General features: G+C 66.0%; 15 protein-coding genes. 10 read left to right on the top strand and 5 right to left on the bottom strand.

What is annotated here, in order from left to right:
* Positions 1-106: 106 nt before the first annotated feature.
* Positions 107-1072: an IS481 family transposase gene (locus tag ABCQ75_RS12905; protein WP_345883225.1), complete on the top strand. Its 966-nt coding sequence runs from the start codon at positions 107-109 to the stop codon at positions 1070-1072.
* Between the two features lie 104 nt (positions 1073-1176).
* On the opposite strand, the gene ABCQ75_RS12910 is transcribed toward ABCQ75_RS12905, so the two are convergent.
* From ABCQ75_RS12910 to ABCQ75_RS12920, 3 genes are all read right to left on the bottom strand, one after another.
* Positions 1177-2418 (bottom strand): S8 family serine peptidase, encoded by a 1242-nt coding sequence (locus tag ABCQ75_RS12910; protein ID WP_345885793.1) that lies wholly within the window; start codon positions 2416-2418, stop codon positions 1177-1179.
* A 20-nt stretch (positions 2419-2438) separates the two neighbouring features.
* Positions 2439-2747 (bottom strand): hypothetical protein, encoded by a 309-nt coding sequence (locus tag ABCQ75_RS12915; RefSeq protein ID WP_345885794.1) that lies wholly within the window; start codon positions 2745-2747, stop codon positions 2439-2441.
* Between the two features lie 66 nt (positions 2748-2813).
* Positions 2814-3110, bottom strand: coding sequence for an NAD(P)H-binding protein (locus ABCQ75_RS12920; protein ID WP_345885795.1), 297 nt, complete (start codon positions 3108-3110; stop codon positions 2814-2816).
* 168 nt (positions 3111-3278) lie between these two features.
* Here ABCQ75_RS12920 and ABCQ75_RS12925 point away from each other — a divergent pair, with 168 nt between their 5' ends.
* The 7 genes from ABCQ75_RS12925 to ABCQ75_RS12955 all read left to right on the top strand — a co-directional run bounded on the left by ABCQ75_RS12925 (position 3279) and on the right by ABCQ75_RS12955 (position 13881).
* A complete protein-coding gene (locus ABCQ75_RS12925; protein ID WP_345885797.1) occupies positions 3279-4754 on the top strand; it encodes an ATP-binding protein in 1476 nt (491 codons plus the stop codon).
* On the top strand, positions 4751-7582 hold the full coding sequence (locus ABCQ75_RS12930) for a Z1 domain-containing protein (RefSeq protein WP_345885798.1): 2832 nt from the start codon (positions 4751-4753) through the stop codon (positions 7580-7582). Before ABCQ75_RS12925 ends, ABCQ75_RS12930 begins: the two co-directional genes overlap by 4 nt.
* Positions 7579-8550 (top strand): PD-(D/E)XK motif protein, encoded by a 972-nt coding sequence (locus ABCQ75_RS12935; RefSeq protein WP_345885799.1) that lies wholly within the window; start codon positions 7579-7581, stop codon positions 8548-8550. Before ABCQ75_RS12930 ends, ABCQ75_RS12935 begins: the two co-directional genes overlap by 4 nt.
* 1 nt (position 8551) lies before the next feature.
* Positions 8552-10621, top strand: a complete 2070-nt coding sequence (locus ABCQ75_RS12940) for an AIPR family protein (protein WP_345885801.1) — start codon at positions 8552-8554, stop codon at positions 10619-10621.
* Positions 10622-10685: 64 nt separating this feature from the next.
* Complete coding sequence (dcm, locus tag ABCQ75_RS12945) at positions 10686-11930, top strand: DNA (cytosine-5-)-methyltransferase (protein WP_345885803.1); 1245 nt, start codon at positions 10686-10688, stop codon at positions 11928-11930.
* A 22-nt stretch (positions 11931-11952) separates the two neighbouring features.
* On the top strand, positions 11953-13023 hold the full coding sequence (locus ABCQ75_RS12950) for a hypothetical protein (RefSeq protein WP_345885805.1): 1071 nt from the start codon (positions 11953-11955) through the stop codon (positions 13021-13023).
* 39 nt (positions 13024-13062) lie between these two features.
* Entirely contained in the window at positions 13063-13881 is an 819-nt protein-coding gene (locus tag ABCQ75_RS12955; protein WP_345885806.1) for a phosphotransferase, read from the top strand.
* A gap of 15 nt (positions 13882-13896) precedes the next feature.
* Here ABCQ75_RS12955 and ABCQ75_RS12960 read toward each other — a convergent pair whose 3' ends face one another.
* On the bottom strand, positions 13897-14709 hold the full coding sequence (locus ABCQ75_RS12960; RefSeq protein WP_345885928.1) for a nuclease-related domain-containing protein: 813 nt from the start codon (positions 14707-14709) through the stop codon (positions 13897-13899).
* A 95-nt stretch (positions 14710-14804) separates the two neighbouring features.
* Positions 14805-15251, bottom strand: a complete 447-nt coding sequence (locus ABCQ75_RS12965; protein WP_345885807.1) for an Lrp/AsnC family transcriptional regulator — start codon at positions 15249-15251, stop codon at positions 14805-14807.
* A 90-nt stretch (positions 15252-15341) separates the two neighbouring features.
* On the opposite strand from ABCQ75_RS12965, the gene ABCQ75_RS12970 reads away from it, so the two are divergent.
* Positions 15342-16373, top strand: coding sequence for an EamA family transporter (locus tag ABCQ75_RS12970; protein ID WP_345885809.1), 1032 nt, complete (start codon positions 15342-15344; stop codon positions 16371-16373).
* The gene (locus tag ABCQ75_RS12975) at positions 16306-17670 is read left to right on the top strand and encodes an aromatic amino acid transaminase (protein ID WP_345885813.1); all 1365 of its coding nucleotides are present in this window, start codon (positions 16306-16308) and stop codon (positions 17668-17670) included. Before ABCQ75_RS12970 ends, ABCQ75_RS12975 begins: the two co-directional genes overlap by 68 nt.
* Positions 17671-17726: the final 56 nt, after the last annotated feature.

Consider the following 17726-nt stretch of genomic DNA (forward strand, 5'->3'; position numbering starts at 1 on the left):
TGTACCGGGTCATGACGTTGGTGGCAGGCGAGTCGTGTTGACGTAGGGAGAGCCTCCGGGTGGGGTGTGGCTTGTCGAAGGCTTTCACCTGACCCCGGAGGCTCTCTTGTCCCACGGTAACGCCCGCCTGACCTTCCATGGCCGCCTGCTGATCGTCCGCCGCCATCTCGAGGGGTGGAAGCAGGCCCACCTCGCCTCGGCGATGGGCATCTCGCGCAAGTGCGTGAAGACTTGGATCGACCGCTACGCCGAGGAGGGCGAGGACGGCCTCCACGACCGCTCCTCCCGTCCGCACAGCTGCCCGAGAAAGACCAGCGCCGAGCTCGAGCAGCGGATCATCGACCTGCGCCAGAGCGAACGGCGTGGGCCCGCTTGGATCGGGGCCCAGCTCGAGGTGCCGCCCCGGACGGTCTCGCGGTTCCTGGCCCGCAACGGCCTGCCGCCCCTGGCAGCGCTCGACCCGATGAGCGGAGAGCTGATCCGCTCCAGCAAGGCCACAGCCGTGCGCTACGAACGCAAACGGCCCGGCGAGCTGGTCCACATGGACGTGAAGAAGCTCGGCCGGATCCCGGACGGAGGAGGCTGGCGCGCCCTCGGCAGGGAAGCGACCGTGGCCCACAAGCACAAGAAGGGCCCGATCGGCTTCGACTACGTGCACTCGCTCGTGGACGACTTCTCCCGGCTGGCCTACTCCGAGATCCTCCCGGACGAGAAGGGCACCACCTGTGCCGGCTTCCTCGACCGGGCGGTCGCCTACTTCGCCGCCCACGGGATCGCCCGCATCGAGCGGCTCATGACCGACAACGCCTTCGCCTACCGGTACTCCCTGGGCGAGGTCTGCGCCAGGCATGGCATCCGCCAGAAGTTCATCCGGCCCCACTGCCCCTGGCAGAACGGCAAGGTGGAACGTCTCAACCGCACCCTGCAGACCGAGTGGGCCTACCGCCAGCCCTTCACCAGCAACGACCAACGCACCGAAGCACTTGCACCCTGGCTCGAGCACTACAACACTCAACGTAGCCACAGCGCACTCGGAGGCAAGCCCCCGACCAGCCGACTGCAACCAACCTGATGGCCGGGTACAGCTAGGCCCCGGACGGGCGGACGGCGGACGGCCAGACGGCAGACGGGCCGGGCGGAGCATTCTCCGCCCGGCCCGTTCCTGTGGTTGCCCTCCTACTTCACGGCCGCGTACGCGTTCACGCGGCCGTGGATCCAGTAGCTGCCCGTGCCGGAGATCGGGTCTGCCGTCGCTTCCACGACGGAGCGGACCGTGGAGTTGTTGGCGCTGGGGCGGACGCTCCAGGCCAGCGCCACCGTGCCGGCGACCACGGGCGAGGCCATCGAGGTGCCGCTCGCGATGTCGTAGTCCTTGGACCGGCCGTTGGACTCCATGGCGAACGGGTGGTTCGGGAGCGTCGAGTAGATGCTGGCCCCCGGCGCCGCGACGTCCACCCACTTGGCGCTGTAGGTCGAGAAGGATGCCTTCTCGTCGTTGTTGTCCGTGGCCGCGACCGCGATGACGTTGGTGTAGGCGCCGGGGTAGACCTTGCCCTGCGCGCCGGTGTTCCCCGCGGCCGCGACGATGACGACGCCGGCAGCCCAGGCCTTCTTGACGGCGGTCTCGAGCGTGGTGGACGAGAACCGGCTGCCGAGGCTCATGTTGATGACCTTCGCCTTCTGCCCCACCGCCCAGTCGATGCCCGCAGCGATGGCCGAGAAGGAGCCGGACCCGCTGTCGTTCAGCACCTTGACGTCCAGGATGGTGCAGGAGGGGCACACGCCCGCCACACCGATCGAGTTGTTGGCCGTAGCCGCGATGATGCCCGCCACGTGGGTGCCGTGGCCGTAGAAGTCGTCGTTGCTCGCGGTCCCGCTGAAGTTGGCGCTGCCCACCACCTTGGGCGTGATGTCCGGGTGGTCGTCGTCGACGCCGGTGTCCAGCACCGCGACCTTCGTCCCGCCGCCGGTGGTGACGGTCCAGGCCTCGGGGGCGTCGATGTCGGCGTCCGCCGTGCCAGCGGGCACCGTGACGCTGCCGCTCGTGTTGGTGAAGGACTGGCCCGTGTTCTCCAGGGCGTACTGCCGGGGGAAGTAGAAGTCGTCGCTCAGTGCTGTCGCGATGCCGTCCAGCTCGGCGTACTCGACCGCCGGGTTGTGGCCGAGCGCGGTGGCGAGGCGCTGCTCGTTGCCCTCGGGGACGCTGATGAGGCGCGCCCCCGTGCTGCCGACGCCGGGACCGTTGGCGAGCCCGTAGGCCTTCAGGACTCCGGCAGAGGCACGGTCGTCGTGGAACTTGACCAGGATCTGCCCCTCCACGTGCGGCGGCGGGTCCGCGGCACCAGCGGCAGGCGCCAGTATCAGGGGGGCGAGCCCCAGGACTGCTGCGGCAATACTGGCGATCACTGCCTTCTTCATGGTGGTTCCTCTCTCGTGCCTCAGGCGTCGACTTCCATGCACTCGTCGATCTGGAGGGTGGCCCCGCGGGCCAGGTAGGGGTGGTCTGCGAGCAGCTCACGTGCCTCGGAGAGCGAGCTGGCCTGGATGATCGTGTAGCCGCTGATCTCCACGGAGTCGAAGGGCGGCCCGTCGGAGAGCTGCCCTGCCAGGAGCAGGGGCGCGCCGAAGTCCACGAGGGCGTCCCCGAGCTTCCGGTTGGCCCACTCGCGCAGGACCCTGCGGCTTGCGACGGCGTACTCGGTGTTCGGATACGCCATCCCGTGGTACGTGATGAGGAACCGTGTCATGGCTCTCCTTCCACCGCCGTGCGCCTAGGGTACGCCTGCCCGCGCGGCGGTGGGAGGGCACGTTCGCTACTTCCTGAGCACCTCCTCCAGAGTGCGCGGGCGGCGGCCGGTGAGGCGTTCGACGTCGCGGCGCCCGGAGACCACGAAGAGGACCTCCACCCCGCGCGGGGCCTGCTCGCACAGGGCGCGTTCGCCGTAGTCGGCCGGGGGCACGACGGCGTGGGGCAGCTCAGGCGCCTTCGCCGGCCTGCGCGCCAGGAGGGTGAGCGGCAGGCCCGCCTCGGACAGCAGGTGGGCGACGTGCCCGCCCACCGTGCCGGTCACGCCGGCGATGGCCAGGGTGGGGGAGGGGGAGGGGTTCATGGGGACGAGGCTACGCTCGGTGCGGAGGCTAAAAACGTTTGGATGCCCTCATTGCCCCCATGGCTGCAGGTGCTCGGCGGTTGGCGCCTTGCTCACGGGATGTAGGGGATCGAAGATTGTCGGCCTCGGGTTATAGGCTTGTTCACGCCGCAAGGGGTGCGGCTTCGAATGACCACGGGGGTCCTTTTGTCTCACGACATCCAACTCGTCCCGGATCCACATCTGATGGAGTCAATGAGGGCTGTTGGGTACAACTTGGAGACCGCAATTGCGGATCTCGTGGACAACTCAATCACCGCGCGGGCGGGTGCAATCGACGTCCTGTTCTCCCCGGAAGATGATCCTTACATAGCCATTGTCGATGATGGCGTCGGGATGTCCCGAGGCGAGGCGCAGAACGCAATGCGCCTCGCCGGTGTGAGCTCGACGGGGGAACGCGATCCTCGAGACCTCGGCCGGTTCGGGCTGGGGCTCAAGACCGCCTCGATTTCACAATGTCGCCGCGTGACGCTCATTTCCAAGCGGGGCGACAGCGTGCACGGATTCCGCTGGGACCTTGACTATCTCGTGAGCACTGGGTCTTGGAGTCTCCAAGAGCTCGATCGGGATGAAATCGCCGGTTTGCCCGGGATGCACGTGCTCGACAAGCACGAGAGCGGCACCATGGTCCTTTGGACCAACCTGGATCGGCTCACCTCGGCTACCACTGATGTGTCCCAAACAATTGACGAGCGCATGAAGCTTGCGAGGGAGCATCTAGGTCTTGTCTTCCACCGTTTCCTCGCTGGAGAGCACGGCGCAAAGCTGACTATCAGTGTCAACTACCGGCCGATCGCTGGAGCCGACCCCCTACTCTCCCAGCACACCGCCACTCAGAAGGGACCGGTAGAGCGAATCCCGATCGAAGGCTCAGTCATCGAGGTCCGTCCCTTTACCCTTCCCCATATTGCCCACTTGTCGGAGGCGGACCGCAGAAGGGCCCAAGTAGGCGGCACGCTGAGGGACAGTCAGGGCTTCTACGTTTACCGAGCCCTTCGCCTCGTCATCTGGGGCACGTGGTTCCGCGTGTCGCCGAAGCAGGAGCTCGGAAAGCTGGCACGGGTACGCGTCGATATCCCGAACACCTTGGATCATCTGTGGCACTTGGATATCAAGAAGTCCCAGGCCATGCCTCCGCCAGCGATCCGGAATCGTCTCAAGGGGTTCGCGGACCGCATCGTGGCGCCGAGCCGGCGGGTCCACACCTACCGAGGACGAAGTGCCCGCGTCGACACCACGCGGCATCTATGGGACGTCATCGCCGACAGGGACGTCTTCCGATACGAGATCAATCGGACCCACCCGGCGCTGGAAGCCCTCGCTGCAACGTTGGACGCGGAACAGCTCGAGGCGGTGGAGACGGTCCTTGAACTGGTCGAGAGCAACTTCCCAGTCGACGACGTCTACAACCGCATCGGTCAGGACGAGAAGCATCAACCCGCGGGCGGCGTATCAAGCGAGCTTGAGCGCCACGGCCGAAGGCTTTGGGAGGCCTATCGGGGCCGAATCTCTGCGGACGAGTTCGTTGATCTGATGGCCTCGTCTGAACCATTCGTCGGTGATAGCGCCGGTCGTGCGCTGCTTGAAAGGATTGTGGCCGAATGAACCTCATCGACGAGAACCAGCGTCTTGACCTGAATACCCTGGAGGGCGCGATCATCGGGCGCCTTAGGGACCCCGAGACCGGCGAGACGAGACGAGATGTCAGCGAGGATGACGTCCGAGGCCACATGGACGTCTTGTCGTCGATTCTTGCCCCGGGAGCGACTGCCGAGCAGCTCGACGAACTTCTCAGGACTATTGTCGCCCACATCGGCGCCGATATACCTCCCCCTGGTGGGCCTCTTGTGAAGGATCACAAGCCGTGGCTGGAGAAGGCGAAGCCGTCGATCACGTGGCGACGCTGGTACGCCTACCGGAGGATGCTGTCAAAGAACGGCATCTCCCCCAAAGTGCTGCTCAGCCTCGACAAGTTCACCGACGACATCCTGGACCTCATCGGTGATCCCAAGAACCCGGGCCGATGGAACCGCCGCGGCCTCATCATCGGAGATGTCCAATCCGGAAAGACGCAGAACTTCATCGGCATCATGAACAAGGCGGCCGATGCTGGATACCGGCTCATCATCGTGCTGTCAGGGAACACGGAGTACCTGCGGCGTCAGACGCACGAGCGAGTTGACGCAGGCTTTATCGGACGCGACACCAGCCTGGTCGATCTGCCGAACCAGGTCCTCGTCCATCGCGACAACCGAGTGGGCGTGGGTATCGGGAACGACGGTGTGTCAGACGTCCTGAGCATGACGACAGTCCCGATGGACTACCTCCAACACAGCAAGAAGGCCGTGAGCGCACCGCTGCCAAGTGCCGAGTCGACCCAGCCGGTGGTCTTCGTGATCAAGAAGAATCTGCATGTCCTCCGGGCGGTGGAAGGGTGGGCCGCAGCGAACGCAAACGTGCACGGAAAGATCGACCTTCCTGTGCTCGTGCTGGATGACGAATCCGACTACGCGTCCGTCAATACCGGAAACGAGGACGACCCGACCGCGATCAACGGAGCGATCCGGCGGATCCTGGCCCGCTTCAACAGGTCGTCCTACGTGGCCATCACGGCTACACCGTTCGCCAACATCTTCATCGACCACGAAGCCGAGAAGGTCTTCGACCCCGAGGACGGAACGGCGTATCCGGATCTCTTCCCTGAGGACTACGTCTACCCGCTCGAGGCACCGACCAACTACTCAGGAATCTTCAGTATCTTCGGCCTGCCGGGGGAAGCTGGTCCGCAGGGCCTTGTCTCGCTCACCGACGCGGAAAAGTGGATACCGGTCAAGCACCGTAAAGACCAGAAGCCCGGCCTCGTGCCGGAATCGCTGAGGGACGCCATCCGGACCTTCATCATCGCCAATGCAATCATGGACCTCCGAGTCAAGGCGCCCAGACGGCGCTCTATGCTCATCAACGCCTCGAGATTCGTGGACGTCCAAGGGCGGATCTTCGACCAGGTACTTGAGATCTTCGAACGCTACAAGATGGCTATCGACCTGCACAGCGAGGCCTATGCACGTGGTGAGGGCAGCAGCACCCTGGACGAGCTGCACGATACGTTCGTGCGGCGCTTCGCCCATACGTCGGTGACGTGGCCCGCCGTGCTCGCGGCCCTGCCCGGCGCCGTGGCCTCGATGCGACCGAAGGTCTATAACTCCCGCATCGACAAGGACGGGGAGGACGAACTCTACGAAGACTCCGTGCCCACCCGACAGATCGCCATCGGAGGCGACCTCCTGAGCCGGGGACTGACTCTCGACGGGCTGGTTGTTAGCTACTTCCATAGGCGCGTGGCAGCAGCGGACACGATGATGCAGATGGCCCGCTGGTTCGGGTACCGCGATGGCTACCGCGACCTGTGCCACCTGTGGATCGGAGAATCGATGGCGGATGACTATCGGTTTGTGGGCAGCGCGGTCATGGAGCTCCGCAACGATCTGGCCAACATGAAGAAGTACAATATGACGCCACAAGACTTCGGCTTGGCGGTGAGGAAGCATCCCGAAGCGCTTTTGATCACCGCTCGGAACAAGCAGAAGAGTGCGATCTCGGCTCCGAAGAGCGTCAATCTTTTGGGCCAGATGCTTGAATCGACGAAGCTCGCTAATAATCTGGCTATCGCCGAAGAAAACTTCAAGCTGACGAGCAATTTTGCCGATTCATTGGCCGCTCACGTGGCCTCTGGCAAGGTCACGAGAGGTCTGACTCCCCGTGAGTACCCGCTCTTCGAGAGCGTGCCGAAGGAAGCCATTGCAGATTTCCTGCGCAGCTTCTCACTTCCTCCCGTCGAGTCCCGCTTTGACGTCAAAGTCCTCGCGGACATGGCCAAGGCCAGTGCCGGCGAGCGGTTCGATACGTGGGATGTCGTGTTCATGAACGGGGCGCCCACTGCGGAGCCGGTGCCGCTCGGTGAGAGCCTCGAAGTTCGCGAGACGCGTCGTTCAGTTTCAAGGCGTGAGACGGAGAGCCGACGAGGGGAGGCGCGCCAAGCCGCTCTCTGGGTCAGCGGCAAGCGGTCCCGGCTGGCGGGCCCCGACGACTTAGCCAGGCTCCTTGACAGCGAGACGCAGACGAAGATCGTCGAGGACTATGTGAACCGCCACCCGGAAGTCGCTGATGAGGGCAAGGTTTCCGTGCCGGAGCACGCCATCTACCCCTACCTCACACGCGCAAAGTTGATGATCTACGTGCTAAACCCAACGGCCACCAGCTTCGAGGGAGAGGAATATCTCCCCGAAGAATTCCGCGGTCAGCACCTAGTTGCGCTGAAGGTCGCCCTCCCGTCAGATCCGCGGGACATCAAATCGGGGAACGGTAAGGCTGTCTATCTGATCAATACGGTGGCGCAGCGCCAGTGGACCATCGAATACGAGGACTTCGCGTGACGAGCACTTGGACGGTCGAAGCCTGGCTCGATTCGGTCAGGAACGGATTGGTCGGCCTGAGAGAGCTGGACCCAGAAACGGCAACCCGCCTCGTGTACGGCTGCGATCACTATGGAAGACTCCAGTTCGGCATGATCTCGCCGTACCCGGTGGGACGCCCTGACCTTTCACGTGTCGTCACGGTCGAGAACGGCCGCCGGTCCGACGGCTCGTGGATGCTTCTGCTCACTCTCGACGATGCCCAGTTCACCGATGTCTTCGGGCGTTTGTGTGGTCACGTCTATGAAACCGTCGCGCGGGCGACATCCGCACGCAAGGGCACCGACGCGGCACTCGCTTGTCTCGCCACATGGAGGGAACTGTTTCGCTCCTCGAACCAGAACCGGCTGGGGCTTGAAGGATGCCGAGGCCTCTACGCAGAGCTGGTGTTTGGGTTCCGAGTCCTCGCCCCCGCTGTGGGGCTCTCGACCGCCCTCGATGCATGGGAGGGGCCCTTTGGCGCCGACCAGGACTTCCAGATTGGCAATGATCGGTTTGAGGTGAAGAGCGTTCACCCCACAGCCCGATCCGTGACGATCGCCAACGAGTACCAGCTGGCCGAGGGGGGCGCGCTCGTTTGTGCTGCGGTCTCCGACGCGAAGGTGGCAGAGCCTGGTTTCGAATCGCTGGGTGCGGTCGTCGAAGCTATCCGGTCGGAAATCCTGTCATCGTCGTCCGACATCCAGTCCTTCGACGACGCGCTCAGCGAGCTGCGATATGACGTCTCGGACGACTACTACAGGTCCGTATATCTGCGCCTCGATTCTTTGTCCTACTTCGACATCCGGCCGGGTTTTCCAAGGATCCTTCCCGGCGACCTTCCCAAGGGTGTCGGACGGGTGAAGTACAACATTGAGTGGGACGCGATCGAGCCGTTCCGAGTGGACGAGACCCAAGCCGTCCCGAAGATCATCCTTGGGGGAGAATAGAATGGATGTCCGCGAGTTCCATCAATCGCTCCTGGCCGAAGTCGGTCTTCGCGCGGATGCTGAGGGCGACTACATGCAGTCGGCCTTCACGCGCACGGTCGGGGAGCGTCTCGCAGAAGCGGGAGAATTCGAATCCCTCGAAGTCCTTGACTTCGAGGGGACAGGCAAACGCCGGCGGACGCTGAGAGTCAACGGCTATGACCTAGACAATCAAGACGCCAGCGTCGCGCTGGTGGTTTCCCTCTTCAACGGCGGCGGCTACGTCGAGTCGGTAGGCGTGCCAGAGATCAAGGCTCAGCTCAAATCGCTCCAGTCCTACCTTGAGGACGCGGTCGACGGATCCTTCCTTGAAGGACGCGAACACAGCGACCCGGCTTACCAGCTCGCATCGGACCTTCGGGATCGCGGTTCCGTGGTCTCGCGCTACCGTCTCTTCTTCATCACCGACGGGCGCGCTTCTGACCGGCTCAAGGAACTTCCCTCGGTTTCTGTTGGCGGCGTTCCGGTCGACTTCCACATCTGGGATATCGAGAGGCTCCTCCAGCTGAGCCTGTCGTCCAGCGATCACGAACCGCTCGACATTGATATCACCGAATGGGCTGACAAGGGGATTCCCGCCCTTGCTGTGCGCCACGGCGCGTCGGAGGACTTTTCTGTCTATCTAGCCTGCATGCCTGGGTCTTTGGTTGCGGGACTGTATGGCAGGTATGGCAGCCGGCTCCTAGAGAGCAACGTGCGTTCGTACTTGAGCAACCGGGGAAAGGTCAACCGCGGAATCAAGGACACGATCATCGCGAAGCCTTCTCGGTTCTTGGCCTACAATAACGGGATCACTGCGACCGCGGCCTCAGTCGAGACGACGCCGGACGGTTCCATCGCCAGAATCCGAGATCTACAGATCGTCAACGGCGGTCAGACCACTGCTTCCCTGTTCTTCGTAGGACGCGACAGCAGGGATGCAAACCTAGATGCTGCCTTCGTTCAGATGAAGCTGGTCGTTCTGGACACCACGACAGATCCCGAGCTCGTTCCGAAGATCTCCCAGTATGCCAATAGCCAGAACGCGGTGAGCGCATCAGACTTCTTCTCCAACCATGAGTTCCATCAGCGTATCGAATCCCTGTCCAGGCGGGTGCTTGTGCCTGCGGCGCTAGGCTCGACACTGAATACCAAGTGGTATTACGAGCGGACCAAGGGGCAGTACGAGAACGAGAAGAGCCTCCGGGCAGGGAGTGCAAGCGCTCGATTTGAGAAGGAGTACCCGAAGAGACAGCGGATCGATAAGCCGTCGCTCGCGAAGTACACGATGGCGTGGGAGCAGCAGCCGCATGTCGTGAGCCTTGGTGCCCAGAAGAACTTTGCCGCATTCGCTAACCACGTTGAAAAAACGTGGGAAAAAGACCCGGATTCGTTCAACGAGGCGTACTTCAAAGAGGCCATCGCAAAGGGCATTCTCTTTGAAGATATCAGGTCGGCTGTCGGCAAGGCGGAGTGGTATGAGAAGGGGTATCTCGCAAACATTGTCGCCTACACGGTTGCGAAGATTGCCAATGTCGTCGCCCAGTCGGCCCGGGGGAGGGTGCTCGACTTCGAGCGGATCTGGCGTGAGCAGAAGGTCCAGCCCTCGCTCCTCGCCTTCGCTCTCGACATCGCTCAGGAGGTCCAGGCAGTTCTGACTTCAGACACGAGAGCCGTGCAGAACGTCACGGAGTGGGCGAAGAAGCCGGAGTGCTGGAATCGCGTCCGCGCTTTGCGGGTGGAGATCCCGGTCACGGCGGCTGCTGGGCTTGCGGACCCCGTCGCAGTGGCCACCGCCAAGCGGCAGGCCAAGGACAATCAGAAGATCGACAATGGCATCGACAAAGTGGTGAAGGTCATGGACGTGCCAGCGGCACACTGGGCAGAGCTGCGGGACTTTGGGCTGGCCAATCGCCTCGTCGCTGAGAAGGACCTGAGCATCCTCAAGCTAGTCACCAACGGCATGGGAATCCCCAGCGACCGGCAGGCCGCACGTCTGTGCGCGATCGTGGAGGCTGCGAACTCGCGCGGATTCGAGACGTTCCAGCTGTGATGGAGTTCTTGGAACGCCGCTGCGGTGCAAGTTCGCCGGGACACTTTCATGACAGGATGGCAGCATGAGTTCCCCCACGCCCTCCCTCGGGCTTGAGCACGCCCTGGTTCGCTTCACACGAAGGGAGTTGGCCGCGGCTTTGGGTGTCGACGGGCGCACCATTGCAAGATGGCTCTCCGGTGAGACGACGCCGCCGCCGTACCTGCAGGGTGCTTTGGGAGCCCTGCTGGCCAAGCGGCCGGCTCCAGAGCAAGGCGACTTCACGTTCATTGATCTGTTTGCGGGGATCGGCGGCATCCGGCAGGGGTTTGACGCCGCAGGCGGTCTCTGCGTGCTGACGTCCGAGTGGAACTCCTATTCGCAGCGGACCTATAGCGTGAACTTTGGAATGAACCATAAGTTCATTGGCGACATCGTGGGCCGCGTCGCGGACGTTCCGAACCATGACCTCCTGCTCGCAGGATTTCCGTGTCAGCCATTCTCCATCGCGGGAGTAAGCAAGAAGAACTCTCTCGGGCGCCCGCACGGTTTCGAAGACCCGACCCAAGGGACGCTGTTCTTTGAGATTAAGGAGATTCTGGCTGCTCGCCGGCCGTCGGCGTTCGTCCTAGAGAACGTCAAGAATCTCCGTTCGCACGATCAAGGCCGGACCTTCAAGGTCATCATGGATGTGCTCGAAAATGAGCTCGGGTACAAGGTTCAGGCGAAGATCGTAGACGGCGGGCATTTCACGCCGCAGCACCGTGAGCGAATTGTGATCGTCGGCTTTGCGGAGGAAGTTGACTTCAGCCTCGACAGCATGGAGCTTCCGGAACGTACTTCTCACCGACTGGAGTCAATACTCCACAAGTGCGACGGCTCGGAGCCTTTCCTCGACCACGACGGCGAGAAGTACTTCGACTTCGGCAGGGGACGTGTCCACGAGCGCTACACCCTGTCAGAGAACCTCTGGAACTACCTCCAAGCCTACGCCGTGAAGCACCGCAAGGCCGGCAATGGCTTCGGCTACGGTCTCGTAACGCCGGAATCACGCACGCGCACGCTGTCGGCACGCTACTACAAAGACGGTTCCGAAATCCTGGTCGCGCAGGAAGACTCCCGTCCGCGGCGACTGACGCCTAGGGAGTGTGCGAGGCTCATGGGCTTTCCTGATTCCTTCGTAATCCCCGTGAGCGACACTCAAGCTTATCGGCAGTTCGGCAACAGCGTTGTGGCGCCAGTGTTCGCTGAGCTTGCAAGGATTATGGCTCCTCACATCGCTGAGCTGCGGCGAAGGCGCTATTCTGGCCGCATTGACGGCGCGGCGTAGAAAACGCCGATCGGGGGACGTCATGTATGCGCTGAAAGTTCTTGCCCCAGTAGACATCAATCATTTCAAGTCGAATCAGCATGAGTTCAATGGGGCTGCAGGGTTCCGGCGGGTCCTCGGCGAGCCGGTGGGAAAAACCGACGTGTGGGCGAGGGTTGTCGAGTTGGACCACGATGACTTCAACCGGGCTACATCGAGCGCTGAGACATGGATGACTTGGTACAACGCGCGCGTGAACAATCCAAGGCGTGCGCCGGAGTTCAGGCTTTATTATCGGCCTGAAATTGATGGGATCGTAAGTCGTGCGAATCCCGGGGATATCTTGTTGCTATTGCGCCACCACAGCCCGGCTCGGCACCACCTCCAAGTCTCGGTTGCGATCGCCCGCCAGGGGTCGGCTCCGGCACGGTTGCTGTCATGGGCATTCAATCAACCGAGGGACGCAATGGAGGGCGGCTCGCTAAGTCACCAAGCGGCCCATGGCTTAAGCCTGCCGAGTGGAGCCGCATCTGCCATCGATGCGCTGGGGATGTCACTTGGGCTGCGCATGGAAGTCAGTGGCTGCGTCGATACGGCGGACTCGCCGGACAATCGAGTTGGAGCATGCTTCGACCGCGACTTCCGGGAGCATGAGCTCGCTTTTGCGGAGCGTCTGAAGGAAGAGGGGCCGGGCCCCGCCAAGGGTCCGCTTGAACTGTTCCATGAAGCACGGGCACTTGGCGGAAGGTTCCAAGTCCATCAGGTCCGAATTCTCAGGGACCTCCTGGTAGGCGAGATTGTGCGAGCTGGGCTGGCGCACAAGGATGCGCTTAGCCGGGACGAAGGAGGAGTCCTGCTTCGCGACAGGTCAGGCGTGTGGCAGCACACGGAGGTGCGGCCGTTGCTCGACGCGGCGACGCTTGCCCATCTTAGACTCGGGACGATGCCACGGTTCCTTGTGACGCTGCAGCCTGGTCTTGGCGATTCGACGCACCGAATGCTCGAGAGGGCGGGCTGTCGGATTGTGGCCCCCGCCCAGCTGCATTCCGCCTATCCTGACGAGTGGCGGAGCCAAGTCTGGAGCATTTCGGAGTGGCTCGATGCGCATTCTTGAGCCGATTGACCGACGGTGTAGTCCGCGATTTTCGCTGATATGACCGGCCACCCCGAGATCCCACTTCCCGGCGGCGACGTCACAGAAGGCGTCGTGCGGGTGGGGGACACCGTGCGGCGGCCTACGGGCCCGCACTCGCCACTCGTGCACGCTGTGCTCCAGCACCTCGAGGCGCAGGGGTTCGACGGCGCCCCGCGGTTCCTGGGCATCGACGAGAAGGGCCGCGAGGTCCTCACCTTCCTCGAGGGCGAGGTGCCCGGCAGGCCACACCCGGCATGGCTCACCGATCCCGGTCGCCTCGCATCCACGGCCCGCCTGCTCCGGCGGCTCGACGACGCCATGGTGGGCTTCACGCCGTCGCCCGCCATGCTCGCCGCCGTCGCCCCGCCCGAGCTGCCCGGCATGCCGCCGGCGCCGGACGCGCCCGCGGAACTGATCGGGCACATGGATATCACGCCCGAGAACACCGTGTTCCGCGGCGGGGAAGCCGCGGGCCTCATCGACTTCGACCTCGCCAAGCCCGCCACGCGCCTCGACGAGGTCACCAACCTCTGCCTCCACTGGGCGCCCCTCGCACCCCAGCGGGACCGCAGCCCCGCGCTGAGGCGCGCCGACGCCGTCGTGCGCATCCGCCTCGCCGCCGACGCCTACGGCCTCGACGACGCCGGACGGGCCCAGTTCGTGCCGACGGCGATCCGCCGGGCCGAGCGGTCCTGGCACCTCATGCGCGAACGGGCCGAGACGGCCGGCAGCGGGTGGCGGCGCATGTGGGAGGACGGCGTGGGGGACCAGATCCGCCGCCGCGTCGCGTGGCTCGAGGCGGAAGGGGAGCGGATCACGGCGGAGCTGCTGGGCTGACGCTCGGGCCTCCCCTCACGCCGGTCGGAACCGGCCGGCGATGGCCTCCCGGATTGCGGGGACGTCGACGTCGCCCTCGTCCTGCTGCGCCAGGAGCCTGACCAGCCGCTTCGGCCAGAGAACGTGGACCCCGCGGGTCGAGAAGGAGCCGCCGATCAGCGGCCAGTCCGCCTCGACGAAGCACAGCACGCCCATCACCGGCACGTCTTCCACGGCCTCCCGCACCGCGTCCACCTGCTTGAGCACCCCGTCAACGAGCTTGGTGGAGTCCCGGCATCCCACGACCAGCTTCTCCACGCGCGGCCGGAAGATCCCGCCTTCAATCTGCAGCTGTGGACGGCCCTTGTACCGCTTGGCGTCGATCACCCAGATCCCGGCAGGCGTGACGGCGATGTGGTCGATGTTGGCCTTCGAACCGGGGATACGCCTGTCGTGGAGGAGGGCTACCCCGTCCCCGGCGAGTGAGTCGAGACGGGACCCGAGGCGTTCCTCGCCGACCGCACCACGCTCCCAGGCCGCGGTGCTCTGCCGCTCGTCTGAGAGCGCTACGGCCAGACCGCCGAGGCGGCCCCACTTCTCGCGGAGCCGTTCCTCGTCTTTGACCCTGCGGCGCTCGTATTCGCGCCGGGCGGACGCGCCAGCCGCTCCCGCCGCGGCGGACGGCACGCCCTCAGGCGGCCTCTCAACGGCGGGAACGGCGGATTCGCTGGCGCCGCGTCCGCATTCGAGGCACAGCACGGTCTTGGTCTCGCCCTCGTAGAAGGCGGGTGCCCGCGCGGGAAGGGAGGCGCCGCACGCTCGGCATGTCCCGGCGTACCGGAGTCTCATCTGCTTCACGACGCCGCCAGTCCGGCCCGGTGGGCGTCGCTTCTTCCGCGGGCAAGGGCCTCGGTGGACATGGCGCCAGTCTGCCACTCACCTCTTCACCGCGGCAGCGGCCCGGTCTCCTTCACGGTGCTCATCACGAAGTTCGTCTCGATCGAGCTCACGTCCGCGATCCCGTGGAGGTGCTCGCGCAGGAACCGCTCGTACCCGTCGATGCTGTCCACGGCCACGCGCAGCAGGAAGTCGTGGTCGCCGGCCATGAGGTAGCACTCCTGCACCTGGTCGATCCCCGCGAGCCGCTCCTCGATGCCCCGCGTGTCCCCGTGCTTGCTGAGCCGCAGCCGCACGTACGCGGCCACCGGCAGCCCGTACTTCCGCAGGTCCACGCGCGCGGTGTAGCCGGAGATGATCCCCTCCGCCTCGAGCCGGCGCACTCGGCGCAGGCACGGCGAGGGCGAGAGCCCTACCCTGTCCGCGAGGTCCTGGTTGGTGAGCCGCCCGTCCTTGCGCAGTTCGGCGATGATCCGGTGGTCGATGGCGTCCATCCGCCATTCTTAGCAGATTCTGCCAACACAGGCCCGCTTCGCACCCGAATTCGCAATCGCGTGCCGGGCCCCTGCTCCTACGCTCGGACCATGACGAGATCCCCGGCCGGCGGCTACGCAGCGATCGCGCTGACCGTGCTCATGTGGGCCGGCTTCGCGCTCAGCATGCGCGGCATCGCCCTCTCCGGCCTCACCCCCGTGGACGTGGCGCTCATCCGCTTCGCCCTCCCGGTCCTCGTCCTCGCGCCGTGGCTTCCGCGCGCCGTCCGGGAGGCGCACGACGCCGCCGCCCGCCCCGGCGGGAAGCTCGCCCTCGTCCTCATCGCCTCGGGCGCGGGCCTGCCGTTCTTCCTCCTCGCCTCGTGGGGAGGGGCCCTCGGCAGCGCGGGGCTCGTGGGGGTCGTGATCCCAGGCGCGACCCCGCTCTTCGTCGCCGTCCTCGCGTGGACCTGCTGGGGCGTGCGCCCCACGGGCCGCGCTGCCGCCGGCCTCGCCGCGGTGCTGGCGGGCGTCGCGGTGCTGGCCCTCGCTGCGCCGGCCGGCGGCGGGCCCGCGGGAGCCCCGGGCGCAGGGGCGTGCGCGGTCCTGGTCCTCGCCGGGCTCTTCTGGGCCCTCTACACCACGGGGATCAGGCGCGCCGGGCTCACCCCGCTCGCCGCGACCCTCGTGCTGTGCGTCCCCTCCGCAGTCCTCTCCGTCCTCGCCCTGGTCCTCGGGCAGTCCACGGGCCTGTGGCCGAGCGGCCTGCCCCACGCTCCCCTCGGCGAGCTCGCCGTGTTCGCCGGCGTGCAGGGCCTCGGCGTCGGAGTCGTGGCGGCCCTCGCCTATGCGGCGGCGATCCGCAGCCTCGGCCCCCAGCGCGCGGCCGCCTTCGGCGCCACGAGCCCTGTCCTCACCGTCCTGCTCGCCGTGCCGCTCTTCGCCGAGCCGGCCACCGCCGCCGGCGCGGTGGGCACCGCCCTCGTGGTGGCCGGCGTCGTGCGCGCCACCACCCCACCGGCCGCGGTGCCGGCCGGACAGCCGCAACCAGCCCCGCCAACCCCTCAGGAGCACCATGTTCGCGTCCCTGCCGTCCCCGAGCCCGGACCCGCTGTGGGCGCAGGCCCTCGCCTACCGGGCTGACCCGCGGCCCGGGCGCCTCGACCTCGTGGTGGGGGTGTACCGCGACGAGGCCGGCGCGACCCCGGTGATGCGCGCCGTGGCCGAGGCCGAGCGCCGTCTGGCCCACCGCGCGCCATCCAAGGAGTACGTGGGCCTCTCCGGCTGCCCGGCCTTCGCGGAGGCGGTGGAGCGGCTCGTCCTCGCCGGGGCGGGGGAGGGGCGCAGGACGACGGTGCAGACCGTCGCGGGCACCGGCGCCCTCCACGTGCTCGCCGGGCTGGTGGCGCGGACCCGGCCCGGGGCGCGCGTCCTGGTCGGCACCCCGACCTACGTCAACCACGTCCCCGTGCTGCGCGCCGCCGGGCTCGAGGTTGCGGCATTCCCGCATCTGGACGCGGGACCCGCAGGGCGCGGACGGGCGTCCGTGCAGGCGGTCCTCGACGCCGTGGCCGGCGCCCGCCCCGGGGACGTGCTCCTGCTGCACGGGTGCTGCCACAACCCCACCGGGACGGACCTGGACGCGGAGGGGTGGGTGGCCATCACGGAGGCCGTGCTGGCCGCCGGCGTGGTGCCGTTCGTGGACCTTGCCTACTACGGGCTGGGCCGGGGGCTGGACGAGGACCTCGCCGGGACCCGGCACCTCGCCGCCCGCGTGCCGGAGGCGCTCATCGCCGTGAGCGGGTCCAAGGCGTTCGGGCTGTACAACGAGAGGGTGGGGGCGGCGATCGTCCTCTCCGAGCCGGGCCACGCGGGCGCCGTGCGCGGCACGCTCGAGGCCCTCGCCCGCGCCGAGTACTCCCAGCCGCCGCACCACGGCGCAGCGATCGTGACCGAGGTCCTCGGGGACCCGGCGCTGCTGGCCGACTGGCGGACGGAGCTGGACGCGATGCGCTCGCGGATCGACTCGCTCCGGGCCGGGTTCCTCGACGCCCTCGACCCGCGGCTGGCCGGGCTGCCGCAGTGGCAGGCCCTGCGCGCGCACCGCGGGATGTTCTCGACCCTGCCGCTCGGGCCCGAGGCCATGTCCCACCTGAGCCGCGAGCACGCCGTATACGGCACCCCGGGTGGGCGGGTGAACCTCGCGGGCCTCACCGCCGCCCAGGTGGGCCGGCTCGCGGAGGCGGTCAACGGCGTCGTGCTCGGAACGGAAGCCCGCCGCAGCCCGGGCCCACCTCTCCATGGTGCGGGGTCACCTCTCCCGGATGCGGGGTCACCTCTCCCGGATGCGGGGTCACCTCCCCCGGATGCGGGGTCACCTCTCAGAGGCCCGGGGTCCCGTGTGCAGGTTTCCCCACCAACGGAAGCCGTGCCCGGCTGACACGCCGCGGGGAGGCCAGCCGCCCGGCGTGTCGGCACTGCTTCTGGGGAAGCCTG

Source organism: Sinomonas halotolerans (assembly GCF_039615075.1).
GTDB lineage: Bacteria > Actinomycetota > Actinomycetes > Actinomycetales > Micrococcaceae > Sinomonas > Sinomonas halotolerans.